Source organism: Phycisphaera sp., from assembly GCA_025916675.1.
Lineage (GTDB): Bacteria > Planctomycetota > Phycisphaerae > Phycisphaerales > UBA1924 > JAHCJI01.
Genome location: CP098402.1, coordinates 821,626 through 842,487, shown reverse-complemented (window position 1 = coordinate 842,487; position 20,862 = coordinate 821,626). Strand labels below are relative to the sequence as shown.

The window sequence follows — 20,862 nt, the reverse complement described above, 5'->3', positions numbered from 1 at the left end:
TCTGAAACGGAAGGCAACCAAGGATAAAACGACCGACGGCCTTGTGCCAAGACTGTTGGAAGGCATACAGAGGTGGAGGATGCACGCAGTCTTGGCCTTGGAACACCCCTCCCAGGGCTCTCCCTTCTTCCGCCACACGCTTCGGTCCCACGGACTGGCGCGATGCGGGCCTCGATGAAAATTCACCTCACCAGCGATAGACTGAGGCCTATGACGGCCCAGCGCCCGCCCCAAGGCGGCTCAACCCAACCCGCCGCAGCGACCGGCCAGGCCACGCTGCTCCAGCGAATCGCCTCTGGTGACGGGACTGCCGTCCGCCCGCTCATCGACTGCTACGGCGGCTTTGTGTGGAGCATCGTGCGGGCCCGCTTCTCAGGCCAGCAGCAGCAGCACGACGCCGAGGAAGTGGTCCAGGACGTGTTCGCGTCGATCTGGAAGGACGCCGGGCGTTTCGACCCGACCAAGGGCAGCGAGAAGACGTTCATCGCGGTGATTGCCCGTCGGCGCGTGGTCGATCGCCTTCGCCGGCGCGGAGCGTCGCAAGAGTCGGCCGTCGAGGCCAGCCAGTTGGATAGCCAGGTCGACACCAAACCCGCCCCTGGGCTGTCGAGCCAGGCCGAGGACGTCCGAAAAGCAGCCCGGGCCCTCGAAAATCTGCCCCAACCCCAAAGAATGGTACTGCGTTTGTTCATCGTTTCGGGACACACCCACGAACAGATCTCCGTCGCCACCGGCGTGCCGCTGGGGACGGTGAAGAGCCACATCCGGCGTGGATTGGCCAGAGTTCGTGAGGAAGTCCAGGCTGGGGAGCTTGAACCATCGAGCGTGTCGTCGCACGGTCCAGTTGGCCCAGGGGGGGCCGCATCATGAGCGCACAGCGGTCACAACACGACGCCGCCTTCGAGCGCCCCTCCGAGGACGAATGGGCCGAGGCCCTGCTGCTCGCGAGCATGACCGAAGATGCGCGCATGCCCGTAGCTCTGGTGGCAAGCCTGGAGGCCCAGGGACAAGCTGCAATGAACGACCGCAAGAGCGAGCACCCTCAGGATAGCGGGCCGATCCAGATGCCCAGCCGCAAGACGCCATGGGCGTTGCTCGGCATCGCGGCAGTGCTGATGGTCGGCGCGGGCATCGGGCTGGCCGTGCTCACCGTCCACCTGGACGGCAAGAACTCCCGGATTTCCGAACTCGAAACCCAGCTTGCGAGCGCGAAACAGCAGGCCGAGCAGAACCAGACGTTCTTGGCTGACCTGCGGCAGCAACTCAACGCCCGAACCGGCGAACTTAGCGAGGCCCAGACCGCCCTGGCAACCGCCGACGAGGAGCGTCTGGAACTCGCCGAGCGCCTTGCATTGGTGACGAGTGACCTGGAATCGGCAGAACTCCGCATCGCGCGGTACGAGGAACCCGTTGATCCGGCGACCCTCGCCACCAATCGCCAGAAGTTGCTCGACGTTCCGGGCACTATGCGGCTGGCGTGGAGCCCGTTCGACCTCCCTGACAATCCGGCCGAACAGCGGGACGTGACCGGCGACGTGGTGTGGAACGAGGAACTCGAGCAAGGCTACCTGCGGTTCGTCGGCCTGGACGTGAACGATCCCGACGTCGAGCAGTACCAGGTGTGGGTCATCGACGACCGCGGCATGGAGCAGAAGGTCAGCGGCGGCGTGTTCAACGCGACCGCAGAGGGCGAGATCATCGTGCCCATCGACCCGGCTCTCGACATCGGCCGCGTGGCGTTATTCGCCATCACGGTCGAGGAGCCCGGCGGCATTGTGGTGCCCGATCTTCGCCGTCGCGTCGTGGTCGCCCCGCGCGGCGAGGGTTGATCCCACCGGCATTCCCCCGAATACTGGCTTCACCCGCGCTTCCTCCGTATCGTGCGAGCATGGCCCGACTCCTCACGATTGCCGTCCTCGCCCTGGGTGCGTTCTGCGTTGCTGCCATCGCACAAGACGAGACGACCGAGAGCCCCCAATCCCTTCGAATAGCCACGACGGTGACCCCGCCCTTCGTCATCCAGGACGAGGACGGCGAACTCTCGGGCATCGACGTGGAACTGTGGAACCGCGTGGCCGATCGGCTCGACGTGATAACCGAGTGGAACGTGACAACGCTCACGGGCGCGCTGGATGGCGTGCGCGGCGGAGAGGCCGATGTGGCGATCGCGGCGCTGACGATCTCCCGCGAGCGTGAGGCCACGCTCGACTTTACGCACGCGTACTACCAGTCCGGTCTTGGCATCGCCGTCAACAACGAGAACGCCGCCGGTTCGGGGTTCATAGCCATCGTGAAGGGGATGCTGAGCCTGGCCTTCCTGCAAGCAATCGGCGCGCTGTCACTCGTCCTGCTCATCAGCGGCCTGCTCATGTGGTTCTTCGAGCGTAAGAAGAATGCCGAGCAATTTCCCAAGGGCATCAAGGGCATGGGCGACGGCTTCTGGTGGAGCGCGGTCACGATGACCACCGTCGGCTACGGCGATAAGGCACCCGTCACGTTCCCCGGTCGCGTCATCGCGCTGGTGTGGATGTTCACCAGCATCATCATCATCGCGGCGTTCACCGGCGGCATCGCCAGCGCGATCACCGTGGGAGCCCTCGACACTAAGGTGCGTGGCCCCGAGGATCTGCCGGGGGTCCGGGTCACCGTGCCCGAGGGCACGACGGCGGTGGAATATCTTCGCGATTCTGGCGTGCGCCCGAACGAGGTCGCGACCGTCGAAGACGCGCTCCGCGTGCTGGCCAACGGCGAAACCGACGCCGTGGTGTACGACGCGCCGGTGCTCCAGTCATTGCTGCGAGACCGCTCGGACCTCCGCGTGCTCGAAGCGACGTTCGCACCCCAGAGCTACGGCATGGCGTTGCCCGAGGGCAGCGAGTTGCGAGAATCGATCAACCGGGCCATCCTGGCCGAGACCAGCAGTGCCGCTTGGCACGACCTGATCGAGATCTACCTGGGCCCCTGAGCGAGTGCATCAACCAGCGAGCCAAGCAGGCTCGAAGCACCGATGCGGAAGCATCGCGGGTCGGGCCGTTCCCAATCGCCGTGGCCCGCCATGATCTCCTTGGCCTGAGACCAATACGCCATCGCGTCGTCGGCCGTGCGCACCCCACCGGCGGGCTTGAGGCCAACCTTCGGACCGCCCGTGCGCCAGCATTCGGCCAGCACGCCCAGCATCACCGCCGTGGCTCCAAGCGTTGCCGCGGGCTGAATCTTGCCGGTGCTGGTCTTGATGAAGTCGCCATCGCGCAGCAAAGGCACGACCAACTCGCTCGCAGCGCGGATGTTGGCTTCGGTCTTGAGTTCGCCGGTTTCGAGGATGATCTTGAGCGAGGCATCGCCGATGACCGCCCGGATCTCGCGCACCTCTTCGACAACGCGCTCGGTGCGGCCGGCCAGGAATTCACCCCGGCTGATGACCATGTCGATCTCGTTCGCGCCCTGCTCGACCGCCCACGCCGCCTCGGCCACGCGCAGGCGCAGGGGGCTCATACCACTCGGGAACGCACCGGCAACCGATGCAAGCCGTACGGCCGATCCCGCCAGTGCTTCGGCGGCCGCCGGCACCATCGTCGGATACACGCAAATGGCCCCCACCGTCGCCGAGCCATCACCCAGCGGTTCAAGTCCCCTAGCACACAAGTCACGCACCCGCTCGAAGGTGTCGGTGCCCTCGAGCGTGGTCAGGTCGAGCACGCCCACGAGGCGGCGCAGCAGGTCAGGGCTTGGCGAGGGCGGCGATGGCGTTGGTGTACTCACGCTCCATGATCGCACGGCAAGCCTCGTCCTTCCACAGGTTCTGGTGCGTTCCGCCAGGAACTTCGACGAATCGGCCTTGCGGGCACGCCTGGGCGATCGCTCGGCCGTCCTCGATCGGGCACGTTGGGTCGGCGTCGCCGTGGAACACCAGCAAGGGGCATCCCAGCCTGGCGGCGAGGAGTTCTCGGTTGAACGGTTGGTCCTTGCCCCGAGACAATCCGGGCCCGGTCCATCGGCCGCACGCGGCCAGGCCGACGTACGCCAGCGCCGGCCCCAGCACGCACTTGACCGGTGCCTTCTTGAACACCATGACGTTCCGCGCGGGCGTCGGTGCGAGGCGGTAGGGTGCCTCCACGATCACCTGTGCGATGCCCGTGGCGCGCACGCCCGCCGAGATCGACACGCCCGAACCCATCGACGAGCCGCACAGCACGATGGGCCGGTCGTGGCCAACGCGCTCGATGATCGCCAGCAGATCGTTGGTCTCCTGCACTCCGAGCGTGCAACGCCCGCCGCTCTCGCCGTGGCCGGGCATGTCCCAGAACACCACGCGCGAGCACAGCGTCGCCAGCAGCGGCAGCCTCCGGATCGAGTTCACCTTGCCGCTGGCCCAGCCGTGGGTCACGATCGCGATCGGGCCATCGGGCGATTCGCCTGGCACATCCCACACCGAGAGGTCACGGCCCTGGCTGCGGAGCATCCACGCCTCGAACTCTCTGGGTTTGTCCAGTTCACTCGGGTCGCCGAATTGCCCGCGCGAGACCGCGCTGGCGTAGGTCTGGCGCGGGGGGTGGGTCAGCGTGCGCGCGGTCAGTACGACGAGCATGAGCCAGTACAGCACCGCTCCGATGGCCAGCAGGAGCAGGAGGCCGAGAACGCTCTCCACCATTCAGAGCCCGGTGAACACGTTGCGGATGTCATTGAAGGTAACCACCAGGAACGCCGCCCCGATGAGCAGCAGGCCGGCGACGGTGGCGATGCTCTGAACGGCCTCAGGCACGGGCTTGCCACGGATCCACTCGAAGATGATGAACAGGAACTGCCCGCCGTCGACGATCGGCAAGGGCAGGAAGTTCACCACCGCAAGGTTCACGCTGATGAGCGCCATGAAGAACAGCAGCCAGATCAAGCCCCGGTCGGCCACGCGCGTGCCCAGGTGGGCGATACCTACGGGGCCCTTCAGGTGCTCAACCTTCACGCTGCCCTGGAACAGGCGGGCAAACGTGAGGTAGGTCATCATCATCACGCGGTGCGTCTCGGCCAGACCAACACCGACGGCGTCGATTGGGCCTTCGGCCTTGAGCGTGAATTCCGCGGGCGTGAACACGCTCAATAAGCCCGGTGGCGGGCCATACCCAAGCCCGTGCAGCGAAGCGACCTCGGAAGCCGGAAGTCGAACCGAGTGTTCGATGCGTTCCCCGTCGACGCCTTGGGCTGTGGGCAGGAGCAACTCGAGATCGATTTCGGCATCCGACTCGGCCGCGAAGGCCCCCTCCGTTGCGGCGATCAGCGCCGACCGGATGTCGGCGAAGCTGGAGACCTGACGCCCCCCCACCGTGACCACGCGGACGCCTGGGCGATCGACCACCGGCTCACCCAGTTCGGCGCCGCTGGGCGGCAGCGCGAGGAGCGTGCTATCGAGGTCCTGGTCGGGATAGAACCCGATGGTCCCGTCGCCCGTCACACTCACTTGCAGTTCGACCTGCTCGCCATCGCGCAGCACGACGATGGGCATGGTCTCCCCGGCATTGCGGCGGATCTCGGCGATGCCGCTGGCCACGCTGGGAAACTCGAGCGAGCCAAGCCTGGCGAACACGTCGCCCGTCCTCAGTCCCTGCTGGTAGCCACGAGCGGTCTCTTCCAATGGACTCACGGTCATCACCGGCGTGAACCCCAGCAGGTGGGTCTGCGTCGTTTTCGCGCCCGATGGCATGGGAACGAGGGCTTCCTGCAGCACCGGCCTGGGCTCGAGCGTCGCTTCGTGCGTCGTGCCGTCGAGGTCGAACGTGAGCGTCACGGGCCGGCCCGATGACTCGGCGAACACCCTTGCCAGCACGCCCGAATCATCGATGTCCTGCGCGAAGCCTTCCCCGACCCGAACCAACTCGAGCGTGGAACCGGGGGGGATCGTGTCCAAGCCGATGCGGCGCATCACCCGCTTGTAGCCCTCAATATCGCCGCCATCGCCGTAGAGCTGGGTCGACTGCGCTGGGGCGACACCGATGCCCTGGAGGCCCGTCGCTTCGGACTTCTGGGGCACGACCTCGAAGGCCAGCGGCGTGTCGAAGCCATCACGCCGCACGAGCACGTCGATTGGCTTGCCGGGCCTGGCCATGGCCGAGGCCAGCATGAGGTCGTTGAAGCTCCGCGCCTCGCGCCCATTGATGCGGAGCACATCGTCGCCCGGCTCAAGCCCGGCATCAACGATCTCAGGATCTCCGGGCAGCGCGGTGGCGGCCGGACCATCGGATGCGACCATGCCCAATCGGGGCGGCTCGGTGCGGAGTCCCACCATGAAGACGAGCATGAACACGAGCGCCGCGAGAATGACGTTGGCCACCACGCCCGCAGAGATGACGACCAGCCGCTTGGCGGGATGGCAAGTCTGGTAGCTGTCGGGCGCATGGCTGGTCGCGCCGGGGTTGGCATCTTCCTGGCCCAGCATCTTCACGTATCCACCCAGTGGCAACCAGTTCAGGCGGTACTCCGTCGGGCTGATATCGGTGGGCGGCAGGTCGTGGATGCTCACGTCGCGGTCGGCCAGCAGCGTCCGATACTCCCGCTCGCTGCTGCCCCGGCGCCAGCCCATGCCCTTGCGGAAGCTGAAGACCGCCGGCCCGAAACCCACGGCGAAGGCGAAGACCCTGATGCCCGCCCAGCGGGCCGCCACGAAGTGGCCGAGTTCGTGGATAACGATAATAAAGCCGAACCCCACTACCACAAGCAGTAGGTCGAAGGCGGTCGAAGCGAAGGGGAGGATCTGGGCCATGTCTGGATAGTAGATCGGACCCGGGCGGGGGTGGCCTGTAGCCAAGCCCGGACGAGCGTCTTACCGCCTGCCCGAGGAACTGCGATGTGCGAATCCGGTCAGTTGCGGTACTTCACCGTGCAGCCGTAGGCCTGCGTGCGGTTGGTGGCGATGGTCTCGCCGGCCAGGTGGGCCTTCAGGGCATCGGCAACATAGTTGATCTCGCCCATCTTGCGGGCGCTGCGGTCGCTATCGATCGCGCCGTGGTAGACCACGGTGCCGTCCTTCGAGATGATGTACATCTCGGGGGTGCGCTTGGCACCATACTCGCGACCGACCTTGCCGTCCATGTCCATCAGGACTGGATAGTCGATCTTGTACTCTTCGATGGCCTTCTTGTTGCGCTCAAGGCCGGCACCCTGGAGACCCTCGGCACCCGAGTTGATCGCGATCCACACCACGCCCTGCTCGGCGTACTTCTTGGCGAGGGCCGTCATGGTGGTGGCGTTCTGGTGGTGCTTCTTGACGAACGGGCAGTCGGGATTGAACCACTCAATGACGACGGCCTTGGTCTCTTCCTTGGCGAGCACGTCCTTGAGGCTGTGCTTCTCACCCTTGGTGTCCTTGAGCGTAAACATCGGGGCCTTCTCGCCCGTGGTCACGCCCAGCTTCTGCTGCTGCTGGCCCATGTTGCCGTCCTGGTTGGCCAGGGCCACCGACAGGCTGGTGGCGGCGGACATCGCCGCGATCGTGCTCACCATCGCGAGACCATTGCGTTTGAACCAAGTCATGTTCGACTCCTTTGTGCCATAGGGCCGCGTCGGGCCCGGTGCATCGTGTTCGATTCGAGTTATTGTCCCGATTCGGGCTTCGGTTCCACTCGATCACGCACACGCGCGATCGTGTCGGCGTTCGCGGGCTTCCGCAGGCCGTCGGCCCCGAAATCGATCGTGTACCACCGCGGCTCCCCCGCTTCGGGAACCACGGCCAGCACACCCACAAGCCGCCGTTCTTCGTTCTTGGAGAGGTCACGCTCCGCGGATGCGAGGTGCAGCGAGAGCGTGTCTCCCTTTGCCACGCCGTCCTTGAGCGCCGAGATCAAGGACGTCGATTCCATCGCCGGATAGAACGCCAACTCGCTCGCGCCCTCGTATCGAATGGTCACCGTGTCATCGGTCCACCCCAGTTCCAGGCCCTCGACCGCCTCGCCGGGCAGGATGGGCTCGGGCAGGTTCGCGGCAGCATGGCCGATCGGGTCGCTGACCGACAGCTTGGGCGGTGTGAGCGCCGACGAATTCCCCATGCGGACAACATCCAGGTCGATCGAGACCGGGCCGAAGCCTGGAAGGCAGATGTCGTTGCACACCAGCCACTCGACCTCGCCGGCGATCTCCAGCTTCGTGCCAGGGACCGTGCCATACTCGATGGTCACGGGGATCAGGATCGTCGGCCGGCCCTCGTACACGTGGTCGAGGATCTCGCCAGGCGATTCGTACCGGTGGGGCGCTGGCCACAGCATCGGGCCAACCTTCACCCCCTCGGGCAGCGTCCACTCGACCGTGGGCGCGAAGCCCGTGTCGTTGCGGCCATCCCAATAGATGTGCCACTTGTCCTTCAGGTCAAAGTGCAGCCCGAGAAGGAGGGTCTGCCCCGGCGTCACCCGCGTCGTTTCGGTGATGAGCGAGGCCTGCGACACCTCGTCGGCCTCTTGAGCGCACGCGAGCGAACTCCCAGCGGCGAGGATCGCGACCAGAGTTCGGGCAATCGGCTTTAGGCTGGTTGGCAAGGGGGTTCCTTTTGGTCTGACCATTGAGGTCTGACAAAGAATAGTGTTCGTGCGTAACGTCGGGCTCCTGGGCCCTATTCCACAGAACGGGCAATCTGGGCTTTGGATACATGGTATCCCTAGCCATCCGACCCGGAGATGACCATGCCATGGATGCGCCAGCCGACACCCTCCCGTACAACTGGGATCCTCTTGGCCGTTGGCATCGGTGTAGTGGCGGGATGCGACACCGGCATCACCGACGCGGATATCGATAACATCACCCTTACCGAACTCCGGTTGCTCTGGCTTGAGCAGCAGGAAAAGACCAACGAGCCGCTCGTGTTGCTCATCGACCCGCGGCGTCGTGGTGCGTTCGAGGGCTCACGCCTGCCCGGTGCAGTCCACGTCACGCTGCCCGATCTCGCGCTCGAGAGCGAAATCGACCCGAGTGTGAACGCCTACGACCGCATCGTGGTGTACGCCGAGGGGCCCGGGGCGCTTTCGGGCCGGGCGATGACCAAGAGGCTGCTCGTCTTGGGCTACGACCAGACCCGGCTCTTCGGCGGAGGCGTCGTGGAATGGGCCGACGCGGGCTTCCCGATCGAGTCGGGTGAGCCGCAGAACGAGCCCCAGCGAGACGCCCCGCGCGACGTAAGGCGGCCTGTCCCCTAAAGCAGTATCGGTTCGGTCGAATTCGCCAGAACGAGATGGATTCAGAACGAGGTAGATAAAAACAACGCCCCCGGATGCCGGGGGCGTTGCGTTGGGATCAGGATCCGGACTCTGGAAGCGTACGTCAGATGACGATGCGCTCCAGCGGGTTGGTCAGGCCGAGCGGGGCGCCGGCGTTGGTCCAGCCGCCGTCGAGCTCGAGGTCGTAGTGCGTCAGCGATGCGATGATCGGCAGGTTCGAGCTCACCTGGATCGAGAAGAAGTTGAGCATCTGGCGATCAAGGATCGGAGCGAAGGCGTCCAAGCGCAGGTTGTTGAAGCCGCCCGCGCCGACCTGGCGGACGGTGTTCTCGGTCGTGCCATCGTTGAAGAACAGGGTGATCTCCACGGCGATCGACTCGTTGGTGGGGTTGAAGAAGCTCAGGGTCTCGAAGTAGGTCAGGCCGGCTTCGGCACTGTTGAGGAAGGCATCGCCGAAGAACCAGGTCGACGCCGCAGTGCTCTGCGTCGCGATCGCGTTCGCATCGCCGTTCTGTTGTTCCAGAACCACGCCTGCCAGGGGCTGCGTCGACGAGATAGTGATACCGGCCGTGACATCGGCAGCCAGGCTCAGGTCGCTGGCGCGGAGCACCACGGTCTGGCCGGCGTTGACGGTGCGGAGGACCTGCACACTTGGCAATGGCGCGGTCACGTAGTCACTGGTGATCGTGACGGTGGCAGCGGCATCGCCCGGGTTGTAGAGCACGAGCTCACCGGTGACCTCCGAGCCCGAGGTAAAGCTCGGGACGACGTTGAAGGTCGAACCGCCGGTCGGATCGCCCAGCACGCCGAAGGCCTCGCCGGCGACCAGGTCGTAGTGGCTCAGGGCCGCGACGATGCCGATGCTCGGCTGCCCGGTCGTGTCGGCCGGCTCGCTGGTGAGCGTGGCACCGAAGACACCCAGTGGCAACTGGCCCAGGGCGCTCAACTCCCAGCCACCGCGGCTGGTCGCCTCGACGGTCTGTTGGATCTGGATCTCTGAGCCGCCGTTGTTGGCGGTCAGGGTCACGATCACGTCGTGGGGGTTGGGGTTGAAGAACACAAGGAACGACTCGACCTGGCCCGGGCTGCGCTCGAGGCGACCGAAGGCCCAGGTGTCGCTGGTGATCGGCGTGAAGGCCTCGCCAATCGCGCCCTCGAAGTCATAATGCGAGAGCGTGGCACCGAGCTGGCCGGTCGACTCGATCACGATCGAGTACGGCTCGTCGGTCTGCACACCCGGGAAGACGAACCCGCCGCGCTCGGCGATGGTCACACCGCCGCGGCTGCCCGGCTGGAGCGTCTCGTTCTCGACCAGTGTCATGTCGGCAAGGTCGGGGTTCTCGTAGAACAAGCGGATGGTGTAGCTGACCGTCTCGCTCGCACTCGGGTTGCTGATGGAAACGAACTCGCTGATGTCCTCGTTGACGAAGCCCTCTGGGTAATAGAGGAAGAAGGTCTCGGGCTGCGTATCGACACGCAGCGTGTACTCGCCGGTCGCGGAGTTCAGGCCGCTCACCAGCAGGAAGTACGGCGTGCCCACGCCGGCGATGTCGAACTCGACACCGGCATTGACACCCTGGAAGCCGGTGGTATCACGGTCGATCTGCACCGGAGTGCCGCCGCCGCCGAACTGCTCGAAGACGGTAAGGTCAACGTCCAGAAGCGAACCGCTGGGCGTGACAACCTGCACGAAGGTCAGGCCGCCGGAAAGCGGGTTGATGCGGAACAGGTCGCTGTCGGCCGAAGGATCGATGCGGCCGGTGATCTCGGCGTTGCCGGTGCGCTCGTCCAGATCGATAACCGTGGCCTGGCTGAACTGGCCGCGGTTCGCGTGGTCGTCGCCCGGCGTGGGGATGACGTCGGGGATCGGCCCCTCGACGGTGACCGTGTACGCCCCGGTGGGGAACATGCTCGAGTCGTCCAACTCGACCAAAAGGAAGAAACGCTGGCCGGGCGTGCCAGAAACCGAGATATCGACTTCGATGATGCCGTCCTCGGGAGCAAGGTCGCCCGCACCGCCATCAACGACGGTCGAGAGCAGCGACGTGCCGGCGTCAAACACGCTGAGTACCGGGGTCACGGTCTCGCCCGAGGCATCCACACGCACGGTGTGCTCCTGGGGCGTGGTCGACGCGTCGACGATGCTGTCGAAGAAGAACAGGTCGGTGTCGTTGATCGTGGCGATGTTGCCCGCACGCTCGCCCGCACCGGTCTCGGTCGAGAGCACGATCTCGCTAGCCAGCTCGAACTCGCCCTCGTTGGCGTGCTCGTCGGCCGTGGGCGTGGTCGCGTTGAGCGTGTACGCGCCGGTGCCGGTCGTCGCGCTGCCGGTCGCATCGCTTCCGACCAGCACGTAGTACCGGGCCGCCCGCGTGACGTCGAAGCGATAGCTCGCCGCCGAGAAGATCCCGTCGGGGCCGGTGACGACGGCATCGGTGCCCGTGGTCAGGTTGATGACGGGGTTGAAGTCGGCATCGAACACGCGGATGGTCGGCCGCAACGTGCTCAGCTCGTTGCTGACGGCCGAGAGCAGCGCCTCGCCGCCGGCGGGCGCGATGAACGTGAAGAGGTCGTCGTCGTTCTCGACCTCGATGAGGCCCGCACGCTCGCCCTGCCCGGTCAACGGAGCAACGAAGAGATCCGAAGCGAACGCGAACTCACCTTCGTCGGGGTGGTCGTCGGTCGGCGTCGAGGTGATCGTCAGGTCATACGTGCCACTGCTGCCCTGCTGGTTGGCACCCTCGACGACGACGTAGTAGTCATTGAAGGTCTTCATGGTCAGCGTCGAGGTGCGATCGGCACCGCTGACGGGGAACAGCACGCGAGCATCGACCGTGCCGCCGCTGCGGTTGTCGTTGAAGGCGATCGGCAGGAAGATCGCGTTCCCGGCGGGATCCTCGCTCACCTCGTACACACGCACGATGGGATCAAAGCCAAACTCGGTCGACTCCACATCGATCTGGACTTCACCGAAGCCCGGCGTGGTGAACTTGAAGATGTCGGTGTCGCCCGATGCGTCGATCGCACCGGAAATCTCACCACGGCCCAGGAAGTCCAGGATCTCGATATCCTGGGCACCAATCGGACGGTGTGCATCGGCATAATCGTCGACCGAAGCCGGGCCGTCAACCTCGATGGTATAGCCGCCCTGCTCACCCACGTTGGCATCCACGCGAATGATGTAGCGCTCACCCTTGATGGCTCCAAATTCCACTTCGGCCGGAGCGGTGCTCGTGGCCGAAGTCGGGCTGACGCGCTGGTTGCCCTCGGAATCGAAGATGGTCACCCGCGGGCGGAATTCGCCCGGGTTGTCGGCCGTCACGGTGATGCTGATGTCGCCCGACCCCACGGCGAAGGCCACGAACGCGTCGTTGTCTTCCACCCCGCCGCTGCGAGTCCGGATCTCGCCGCGGATCTCGCCGCGGCCCTGCTCGTCGATCGGCAGAACCGAGTCGTTGGTGAAGAAGTCGATAAAGAGCGGGCTGATATCTTGGTGGTCGTCGGCGAACTCCAGGTTCGGCGCGCTGTTGATCAGCAACTCGTACGAGCCCAGCGCCCGGCGCCAATCGACCAGATCGGGATCCTCCGTGTACGCGTCGAGCTGGCCGCTCTCGACCACGACGAAGTAGACCTCGCCGCGTTCGATCGGCAGCACCACGCGCGGATCGACGTTGTTGAAGATGCGGCCCTCAATCTCGGTGTCGCCGGCGCCGTAGAGCGTGTCGCCGATGAGGTCCAGCGTGCCGATGAGCTCCTGCGAGCGTGTGCCCGCGAAGCCATCGTTGTCGTTATTGCTGGCCACCAGCTGGAGGTCGTTGTTGAACACACGGATCTTGCCATCCAGCGGGCTGTCGTAGGTCTTATTGACGATCCGACGGTCCAGCGCTGGGGGGACCACGTTCAGATCGACGATGTCCTCGACGAATTCGTCGGTGATCTGCTGGGTCGCCAAGCGGATCTCAGTCGTGCCGTTGTCAGGGGCACGGAAGAAGAAGATGTCGAAGTCCTCGATGCGCTCGATCATGCCCAGTTCCTGATACTGGGTCACGGCAAAGCCGCTGGGCGTCACATCGAAACTGCGCACTTGGTAGGCGGCGTTGGGCAGGGCCAGGAAGTTGCGGCCATCACCGCTCGTGGTGGTGCCAAGGACGATCTCCTGGGCCGCGTCGAATTCCGAACGGATCAGATCGGATCCGCCGGGCTCGCCGTATTGGCTGATGACGTCATCGAAGGTGCCATCGCCGTCTACGTCGGGCGGAAGGGCGTCGGTGACCATCGAGAAGCTGTAGCGCCCGTTGCCACCAATCGAACTGATCTCGAGGTAGTACGTCTCACCGGCCCAGAACTGCGACTCCTGGTCGCCACCGATGTCGATCACGAGGTCGCCGCCATCGTTGTCAGCGCCCAGCAGAGAGGGATCGAGTGCGCCCGAGGGATCGGGGAATGGCGGCGCGATGGTGTCGTTGGTGTACACCACGCGGAAGGCCGAGTCATAGACACGAACGAACGTCTGCGCACCCGGCAGGAAGTCGGGGCTGATCGTCAGGCGTGCACGGGCCGCGGTGCGATCGTCGCGATCCCACACGTCGGGCAATTCATCGTTGAAGTTGGCCAGGGCGAAGACCGTATCGGTCGAGCCGAAGCCCATCGGGGTGAAAGTCCAGACGAGGAAGAACGGATCGAAGGTGAGCTGGGCGATGCGGCTGGCAGCGATGCCGTCGGCCATCGTGAACTCACCACCGACGTAGAGCACCGGGTTCTCGGCGAATGGCGCTGTACCAACACCAAACTCTTGATCGATGAACACACGCAGGCTATGCACCGGTGCATTGAAGCCCGGTGTCGCGCCAAGAGTCACGGGCGTGCTCACGTCCGCCCATGCGCCTGTATACGTACCAATGAAGCCCAGTGCCTGACCACCCGTCGTTGCGGTAAAGTCGCCACCGACGATCAGTTCCTCGTCGAAGTCAGTGCCTGAACCATCACGATCCCATGTCTCGAGAGCGCGAACCGTGTCGTTCACACCGTTCGCCATGATGTCATACGTGAACTCACCCGGATTCATGGCCGTCGCCGGATCGACGTTGAGGGTCACAACGTTGTTGCCGCCCTGGCCGTCGACGTCGTCGAACGACCCACCAATGGCCAGTGCAGGCGTGGGATCGCCGCCCATGTCGTCGGGAATCTGGATGACCTTCAGGTCGAGCACGACGCCATCACCGGCGCCCTGGTTGATGTCGATCGTCGGGCCGATTTCGGGGGCGTCATCGACGATGACGATCGACTCGACGAATCCGCCGTCGCCACCGTAATACAAGCCAAGCTCGTTCGCGTCGCCCATTTCAGGATCGGCCGGATCCCAGACCTCGATGGCGTACACGTTCCCGCCGGTCGGCAGGATCGGCAGCCCGAAGAACGCACCGTCGGCAATGAAGTCGCCCGGCTGCACCTGATACTGCGCGATGCCACCGGTGAATTCACCGGCGACAATGAGTTGCGACTCGATGTCGTCCGTGGTATCGAAGTCGAACACGCCAAAGTCGAACACGGCTCCGTCGAGGCCGCCAGCCAGCGGTGTCAGCACGTACTCTCCGACGAGCGGGTCATAGGCGTATGCGGCGACAAACGGGGCCGCCTGGAAATCGGCAAACTGGAATTCACCGCCCAGGATCAGGGCCGTGCCGCCGATGTCGGCATCGGGGTCGTACTCCCAGGTCTCCATCGAGTAGATGGTCATGTCCACGCCGGCGCGTACCGGCCACCAATCCTGCGCGTCCCAGATACCCAGGAAGCTGCGCGTGATCGGGCCGCCCGTATCGTTGTCGGTGCCCTTGATGATGAAGTCGCCCTCGCCGCCGGCAAAGAGCGCGTCACCCTCGTCTCCGTCGTCGCCCTCGTAGTCGCCCAGCATGTCCAACGGCAAGGTGAACTGGAACAGGTCGGTGTCGCCGAAGCTGTGGATGCGGCCCGATCCCAATGCCTGCTGCACATAGCTGCGATCTGACACGGGGTTCACAACGTCATCGAACATCCCGAGGGGATCAACAAACGTGCGGGTGTACAGGAAGGGATCGCTAAACCGCAGGGGCGTGGCTTGGTCGAACTGGCGGCGGATGAAGTCGAACTGGGCGGGGTTGGTGAAGCCCTCGTCATCGCCAAACTCAAGGTCTTCGCCATCGGGGTCTTCACCCGTGGGGCGGTCCTGGTGGTCGTCAACGTCCTGCGTCGGGATGAACGTGTGGTTCGACTCGATGAACACGTTGTACGTGCCGCCGGGCGGGTTATCGAAGGTCTCGATAACGATAAAGTACTCGGTGTTGGTCTCGAGTTGGATCTGCAGATCGGCGAGACCAGCCAGATCGCTGAAGCCCGCCAGGGAAGTGTCCATGTCGTAGAGACGGAGGGCCGGCTGGGGAAGCGGCACGAGCCCGGCACCAACAGCGCCCGCGAACGTGAGGCCGCTCCCTTGCGTCGTGAACCGATAAATGCGTGTGTCGAACGCGTCGGCGATGCCGTCGAACACCTGGCCACGCCGCGTCACCGGGTCGATGTCGATCGTGGTGGCCACCATCTCGGCCCTGATCGTGTAGGCGCCGGTTGCCGTCGTCAGGGCGGGGTCGAACCGGTCGCTCCGGACGCGAACGAAGAAGACCGCGTCGGCGGCCGATTGGACAAGATCAAAGCCGGTCTGCAGGCGGCCCGTGTCGCTGTTGCCGGTGAGCAGTTGGCCCTGCTCGTTGTACACGTCCACACGCGTGTCGAGATCGGAAGGCGGGAAGTTCTGGAGCCCCGCGTAGAACGTTGCGAGCGAGTTGAAGGCGCTGTCGCTGCCGGCCTCGACGCGATACACCGCGTCATCGCCCGCGATCGTAATCGTGCCCGTCGCCGCACCAGCGCCGAACCGTGCTGGAGGAGCGGCCATCGGATCGGTCTCGATCACCAGATTCTTGTTGGTGATGGCGTCTATGCGCACGGTGTAGTCGCCCGTGGTCATCTGCCCGAAGTTGTCGACGTCGCTCAGGATGCGCACGAAGTACGTCTCGCCAGCCTCGGCCAGGAAGTGCGTCCAGCCGTCATCGAAGAAACCGCCGGTGAGCTGGCCCTGCGACGAGCCCTCGGCGATCAGCATCCCGTCGATGTCGTACACCTCGACGCGCGAGTCCAGGTCGGAGCCGCCCACGTTGACGGTGTCGCCCCAGACCGTCACGAAGTCGCTCTCGGGTGCCACGAAGCGGAATAGGTCGTCGGCCACGTCGGGTGTCACGCCCTCGATTGTGCCGTCTTCGGTGCCCTCACCGTTCGTGCCGTTGATGATGATCTCGGTACCCGAGGTCGGCGAGAGCGGCAAATCAAAGCTGGGATGGTCGCCACCCAGCAGGATGCGAGCTTCGAGTTGCTCCATCACCTGGCCCGAGCCCACTTCTTTGGCAGCGGAGCGCTTCGCGGGCGCACGCCCGGCCCGGTTGTACAGCGAACGGAGACGGCCGAGGCCGAAGGGGGCCTTGGCGTGGCAGGACGATCCGTTACGTTGGCCACTCATGCTCATGCTCCAGATATCGATCGGCGTTCAGCCGTGCCGTGGGTTGGACCCTTGTGCGGGTTCACTGGGTGGGCCCCATGCCCGGGGCTGGTTGGGTCGGGGCCTCATTGTTCGCTGGTAAGGTCTTACCAGCACGCTCGCGTGGGGCGAAATGCAGGGCCCTCGCTCGACCGCATACTCCATCGGTCGTCGAAGGATACCGCCAGTCGGCGGCTCCCGCCTTGCACGCGGATCTACTCGGGGTCAGGATACCAGTGGGCACCCCCACTTGTCCAGCCTATTTTCCCTCTCCGAGCATCTTGGCATGCACATATTCGTGCGTTCCTCCAACCGGGTTGCAGCCCGAACTGTCAAGAAAGGGCTTCCCAGATTGACCTTGCTGCCGGCCTGATCGCAATCTGTTAGCGTTTCTCCGCTAGCCTGGTCGCACGCTCGAGGCCATCTGAACTGCCCGGACGACCTGGATCTCGCCCGGATCATACAGCGGAAGGGGGCAACTCGATCTCGACAACAGCAACGGCACCTCGCTCGAGCCCATCACGATGGCCTCGGCGCCGCGGTCGGCCAGCCGGGCGATGATCTCGCCCAGCCGCTGCCGGGATGAGTCGTGGGTCTCGCCGAGCACCAATTCCTGGAAGATGATCGAGTCGACCTCGTCCACCTCCTCGGGGGACGGCGTCATGACCTTGACCCCCTTGAGGCCCAGGTGGGTCTGGTACGCCGAGCCGTTGGTCACCATGCGCGTGCCGAGGATGCCGACGCTCTGGCGGCCCTCCTGGCTCACCTCGTCGGCTAGCAACTCGGCCATAGTCAGCCAAGGAATCGGGCACCCCGTCTCGGCCATCTGCACCGCGTGCTGGACAACATGGTCGGGCGTCAGGCAAAAATCTGCCCCCGCCGCCGCCAGGCACTCGGCCGAGCGTCGCAAGAGCATGCCGATGGTCTCCCAGTCTTGATCGGCAACGGCCTTGAGGTACTTATCGAATGGCTCGCCGTGCAGCGTGACGCACGGGCGATCCTCGGGCATGGTCATCTGCGTGGCGTGGCGGTGGAACTGGCGGTAGGCCAGAGCGGCGCCTTCGGGACTGACCGCGACGATCCCGACGTGTTGTGATGGCACCGGTGGCCTCCGTTCCTGCGGGCCGCACCCTCGCTCGGCACGCCTTCCACGAGGCTCATCCTCGCCGATCGAGGGGGCCCGGTCAACCGAAACCCCCGCCGGCCTATTGTCTGCACATTATGGCCGAGAGCCCCTTCGATACCCTTGGCTTGCCCGTCAGCTTCGATATTTCCCTTGCAAATATCGAACAAGCCTATTTGGTCAGGATTGCGACTGCCCACCCAGATCTGGCCGGCCCAGAGAATTCGGCGGACTCATCCAGCCTCAACGACGCCCGGAAGACCCTGCTGGATCCCGAGCAACGGGCTCGGGCCGTGCTGGCCGTCCGAGCCCCGGGCGCCAAGGCCCCGCCGCTCCCGCCCGACTTCCTCGCCGAGATTCTCGAGGTCAGGCAGGAAGCCGAGGAAGCAATAGAGTCGGGCAACGAGGAGGCCGTCGAGCGCTGGCGTGCATGGGCTGCCGATCGCCGGCAAGATCTCGCCGATGAACTCGCGAAGTTGCTCGGTGCGGGCGACGGCCCACTGGATCCCTCACTTGCCGCAACCGCGGCGGGCGTGCTGCAGCAATGGCGGTACTTTGAGCGCATGCTCGAACAGGTGGGCGTGCCGGCGCACGCGCCCGATGCCTGATTGGCCCACGAACACCCCATGACGCCGACCCCCTCCACCTCCACCGAAACCGTCTCAGATGCAGTCCAGGCGATGCCGGACTCCGGCGGGCTGGCCATCGGTCTGGTCGTGTTCATGGCCGGCCTGCTGGTTGCCTCGGCCGCGGCATCGGGCAGCGAGACGGCGCTCTTCGGCCTGACGCACGGCGAGCGCGTGGCCCTGCGCCGCCAGTCGCCCAAGGCCGCGGGCATCATCGACGACCTGCTGGGCAAGCCACGCCGCCTGCTCATCTGCGTGCTCCTGCTGAACATGGTAGTGAACGTGCTGTACTTCGCCGCCGCCGCGTTGCTGCTGCAAACAACGCGTTCACCGCTCATGGGTGTGCTGGCGGCCTTGCTGCCACTGGTGGCGATCATCCTGTTCGGCGAGATTCTCGCGAAACTCGCCGCCGACACGTTCCGAACCCACTGGGCACGCTTGGCCGCCCCGCTGCTGCTCTCGGTTAGCCTCGCCCTGGGCGGCCTGCTGATGGCTATCGATTCGCTCATGGTTGCCCCGCTGTCGCGTCTGGTCCGCCCTTCACCGGGAGACGCGCCCCACCACGATCACTCGGACGTGCGCACGCTCATTCGAGCCGGCGCGCACGGTGGAACGATCGACGACCATGAGCAAGAACTGCTCGAAGGCGTCGTAGGCCTCAGCGCGGTCCGTGCTCGTGTGGCGATGACACCACGCCTCGACCTTCACTCGGTGACGCCGCAGATGCCCATCGACGAACTCGTGCAATACGCCCACCGCGCCGGTAACCATCGCCTGCCCGTGTTCGACGAGCATGGGGTCACCATCACCCGCATCCTCGACGTCAAGGCCACGCTGGCCGAGGGCAAGCCCGTCCTGGATATGCCCATCTACGTGCCCGAGAATGCTCGCCTCGATCGCGTCCTCAACCAGCTCCGCGAGCGCAAGGCCCGCACAGCCGTGTGCGTCGACGAGCACGGCGAGAGCACCGGCATGCTCGGCTTTGCCGACCTCCTGCGCGGTCTGGTCGGCATGCCCATCGAGCAAGGCCAGACCGGCGCGGATGGCATCATCATGGTCGGCCTTGGCTGCTGGAGCGCACCGGGGCGCATGCCCGTGAGCGAGTTGGCCCGCCTGTTCACCGAGCATCGCACGCAGGACTTCGGCCTTCCGCCCGAGGCGGTCACCATCGCCGGCGCGGTCATGGCCTCACTCGGGCGGCTGGCCGAGGTGGGCGATTCGGTGGACTTCGGCCCCGTCCACGTCGAGGTCGAACGCGTCGCGGGCCGCACCATAGAGCGTGTGCTGGTGCGCCCGGTTGCCCAACCGATGCCCGCTCCCGAGGACCAGCCATGAGTTGGGGCGAAGCGGCACTGTGGTCGTTGCTCGCGCTGATCGGTCTGGCTGGGTCGGCGCTCGCCAGCGGGCTGGAGATGGGCGTCTACGCGCTGGGGCGGCTGGGCCTCGAGACCCGCGCGCTGCACGGCGAGCCGGCGGCGGTCATGCTGCGCACCGAGATCCGCCGGACCGATCGCTTGCTCTCGACACTGCTCGTTCACAACAACGTGTGCAACTACATCGGCGTGCTGGGCGTGTCCGCCCTGTTGGGTTCGGCCGGGCTGGGCCCGATCCTCACGCTTGTCATGCAATCGATCGTGGTCACGCCAATCATCCTCATCTTCGGCGAATCGTTGCCCAAGGAACTCTTCCGCACCGGTGCCGACCGGCTGACCTACCTCTTCGCCCCGGTCCTGCGCGGGCTACGCACGTTCTATGTCATGATCGGCATCGTCCCGCTCGTGATGCTTGCCGGCAGCCTCATGACGCGACTCATCGGCGGCGGCGGCCTTGGTGGCTCGTCGGACGCACGCCAACGCATGGCCAACATACTGAAGGAAGCCGGCGGCCCGACCGGCATGAGCGACGACCATTCGACGCTGCTCGACCGCGCACTCGCGCTGGGGCGCGGCCGCGTGGGCGACGAGATGCTCTCGTGGTCGATGGCCCAGAAGGTCCACGCCGACTGGTCGCACGCTCGCATCCGCAAGACGCTCGGCACCAAGCCCGCCACCACCGTGCCCGTCACCGATGGTCAAGGGCGGGTGCTGGGCGTCGCGTCGGCCATATCCCTGCTGGCCGGCGATCCCATCGAGCCCGACCACCTCCGCCCGGCGGTGCTGGTCTCCCCTGACACACCCACGGTGGTCGCCATCCGTCGCATCCTGGCCGCCGAGGCCGATCTGGCGATCGTGGTACAGAACGACAAGCCCGCCGGCATCGTGAGCCTCAACGACCTGACCGAGCCGCTACTCGTCCAGTAACCGCGTGCGTTCTGCATACCCAAGTTCGGACGAATACTCGCGTGCCGCTCTGGGTTCACCCACAGGG

14 protein-coding genes are annotated in these 20,862 nt (G+C 65.3%); 7 read left to right on the top strand and 7 right to left on the bottom strand.

Annotation, left to right across the window (positions count from 1 at the left end):
• The first annotated feature begins 210 nt into the window (after positions 1 to 210).
• Genes NCW75_03665 through NCW75_03655 form a run of 3 tightly spaced genes read left to right on the top strand, consistent with a single transcriptional unit; the run spans position 211 to position 2,965 of the window.
• Complete coding sequence (locus NCW75_03665; GenBank protein UYV13388.1) at positions 211 to 870, top strand: RNA polymerase sigma factor; 660 nt, start codon at positions 211 to 213, stop codon at positions 868 to 870.
• The gene (locus NCW75_03660) at positions 867 to 1,829 is read left to right on the top strand and encodes an anti-sigma factor (protein UYV13387.1); all 963 of its coding nucleotides are present in this window, start codon (positions 867 to 869) and stop codon (positions 1,827 to 1,829) included. The genes NCW75_03665 and NCW75_03660 overlap by 4 nt, the downstream gene beginning before the upstream one ends.
• Positions 1,830 to 1,888: 59 nt before the next feature.
• Positions 1,889 to 2,965 (top strand): transporter substrate-binding domain-containing protein, encoded by a 1,077-nt coding sequence (locus NCW75_03655; protein ID UYV13386.1) that lies wholly within the window; start codon positions 1,889 to 1,891, stop codon positions 2,963 to 2,965.
• On the opposite strand, the gene deoC is transcribed toward NCW75_03655, so the two are convergent.
• From deoC to NCW75_03630, 5 genes are all read right to left on the bottom strand, one after another.
• The gene (gene deoC / locus NCW75_03650) at positions 2,950 to 3,759 is read right to left on the bottom strand and encodes a deoxyribose-phosphate aldolase (GenBank protein ID UYV13385.1); all 810 of its coding nucleotides are present in this window, start codon (positions 3,757 to 3,759) and stop codon (positions 2,950 to 2,952) included. The genes NCW75_03655 and deoC overlap by 16 nt on opposite strands.
• Complete coding sequence (locus tag NCW75_03645) at positions 3,719 to 4,648, bottom strand: alpha/beta hydrolase (protein ID UYV13384.1); 930 nt, start codon at positions 4,646 to 4,648, stop codon at positions 3,719 to 3,721. Before NCW75_03645 ends, deoC begins: the two co-directional genes overlap by 41 nt.
• Complete coding sequence (locus NCW75_03640) at positions 4,649 to 6,748, bottom strand: site-2 protease family protein (protein ID UYV13383.1); 2,100 nt, start codon at positions 6,746 to 6,748, stop codon at positions 4,649 to 4,651.
• Between the two features lie 98 nt (positions 6,749 to 6,846).
• Positions 6,847 to 7,518 (bottom strand): thioredoxin family protein, encoded by a 672-nt coding sequence (locus NCW75_03635; GenBank protein ID UYV13382.1) that lies wholly within the window; start codon positions 7,516 to 7,518, stop codon positions 6,847 to 6,849.
• Between the two features lie 59 nt (positions 7,519 to 7,577).
• Entirely contained in the window at positions 7,578 to 8,513 is a 936-nt protein-coding gene (locus NCW75_03630) for a hypothetical protein (protein UYV13381.1), read from the bottom strand.
• Positions 8,514 to 8,657: 144 nt separating this feature from the next.
• On the opposite strand from NCW75_03630, the gene NCW75_03625 reads away from it, so the two are divergent.
• Positions 8,658 to 9,167, top strand: a complete 510-nt coding sequence (locus NCW75_03625) for a rhodanese-like domain-containing protein (GenBank protein ID UYV13380.1) — start codon at positions 8,658 to 8,660, stop codon at positions 9,165 to 9,167.
• Positions 9,168 to 9,291: 124 nt separating this feature from the next.
• Here the strand turns inward: NCW75_03625 and NCW75_03620 are convergent, their stop codons facing one another.
• Positions 9,292 to 16,728 carry a hypothetical protein gene (locus NCW75_03620; GenBank protein ID UYV13379.1) on the bottom strand — a complete coding sequence of 2,479 codons (7,437 nt, stop codon included), beginning with the start codon at positions 16,726 to 16,728 and terminating at the stop codon, positions 9,292 to 9,294.
• A 415-nt stretch (positions 16,729 to 17,143) separates the two neighbouring features.
• Positions 17,144 to 17,848 carry an amino acid racemase gene (locus NCW75_03615; GenBank protein ID UYV13378.1) on the bottom strand — a complete coding sequence of 235 codons (705 nt, stop codon included), beginning with the start codon at positions 17,846 to 17,848 and terminating at the stop codon, positions 17,144 to 17,146.
• A 119-nt stretch (positions 17,849 to 17,967) separates the two neighbouring features.
• On the opposite strand from NCW75_03615, the gene NCW75_03610 reads away from it, so the two are divergent.
• Genes NCW75_03610 through NCW75_03600 form a run of 3 tightly spaced genes read left to right on the top strand, consistent with a single transcriptional unit; the run spans position 17,968 to position 20,795 of the window.
• Positions 17,968 to 18,477, top strand: coding sequence for a hypothetical protein (locus NCW75_03610; GenBank protein UYV13377.1), 510 nt, complete (start codon positions 17,968 to 17,970; stop codon positions 18,475 to 18,477).
• Between the two features lie 18 nt (positions 18,478 to 18,495).
• The gene (locus NCW75_03605; GenBank protein ID UYV13376.1) at positions 18,496 to 19,830 is read left to right on the top strand and encodes a CNNM domain-containing protein; all 1,335 of its coding nucleotides are present in this window, start codon (positions 18,496 to 18,498) and stop codon (positions 19,828 to 19,830) included.
• A complete protein-coding gene (locus NCW75_03600) occupies positions 19,827 to 20,795 on the top strand; it encodes a CNNM domain-containing protein (GenBank protein UYV13375.1) in 969 nt (322 codons plus the stop codon). Before NCW75_03605 ends, NCW75_03600 begins: the two co-directional genes overlap by 4 nt.
• Positions 20,796 to 20,862: the final 67 nt, after the last annotated feature.

Bases quoted from the DNA above. Each gene is read 5' to 3' on its own strand.
- NCW75_03665 (UYV13388.1), top strand. From the start codon at position 211: ATGACGGCCCAGCGCCCGCCCCAAGGCGGCTCAACCCAACCCGCCGCA.
- NCW75_03660 (UYV13387.1), top strand. From the start codon at position 867: ATGAGCGCACAGCGGTCACAACACGACGCCGCCTTCGAGCGCCCCTCC.
- NCW75_03655 (UYV13386.1), top strand. From the start codon at position 1,889: ATGGCCCGACTCCTCACGATTGCCGTCCTCGCCCTGGGTGCGTTCTGC.
- NCW75_03645 (UYV13384.1), bottom strand. From the start codon at position 4,648: ATGGTGGAGAGCGTTCTCGGCCTCCTGCTCCTGCTGGCCATCGGAGCG.
- NCW75_03640 (UYV13383.1), bottom strand. From the start codon at position 6,748: ATGGCCCAGATCCTCCCCTTCGCTTCGACCGCCTTCGACCTACTGCTT.
- NCW75_03635 (UYV13382.1), bottom strand. From the start codon at position 7,518: ATGACTTGGTTCAAACGCAATGGTCTCGCGATGGTGAGCACGATCGCG.
- NCW75_03625 (UYV13380.1), top strand. From the start codon at position 8,658: ATGCCATGGATGCGCCAGCCGACACCCTCCCGTACAACTGGGATCCTC.
- NCW75_03620 (UYV13379.1), bottom strand. From the start codon at position 16,728: ATGAGTGGCCAACGTAACGGATCGTCCTGCCACGCCAAGGCCCCCTTC.
- NCW75_03610 (UYV13377.1), top strand. From the start codon at position 17,968: ATGGCCGAGAGCCCCTTCGATACCCTTGGCTTGCCCGTCAGCTTCGAT.
- NCW75_03605 (UYV13376.1), top strand. From the start codon at position 18,496: ATGACGCCGACCCCCTCCACCTCCACCGAAACCGTCTCAGATGCAGTC.
- NCW75_03600 (UYV13375.1), top strand. From the start codon at position 19,827: ATGAGTTGGGGCGAAGCGGCACTGTGGTCGTTGCTCGCGCTGATCGGT.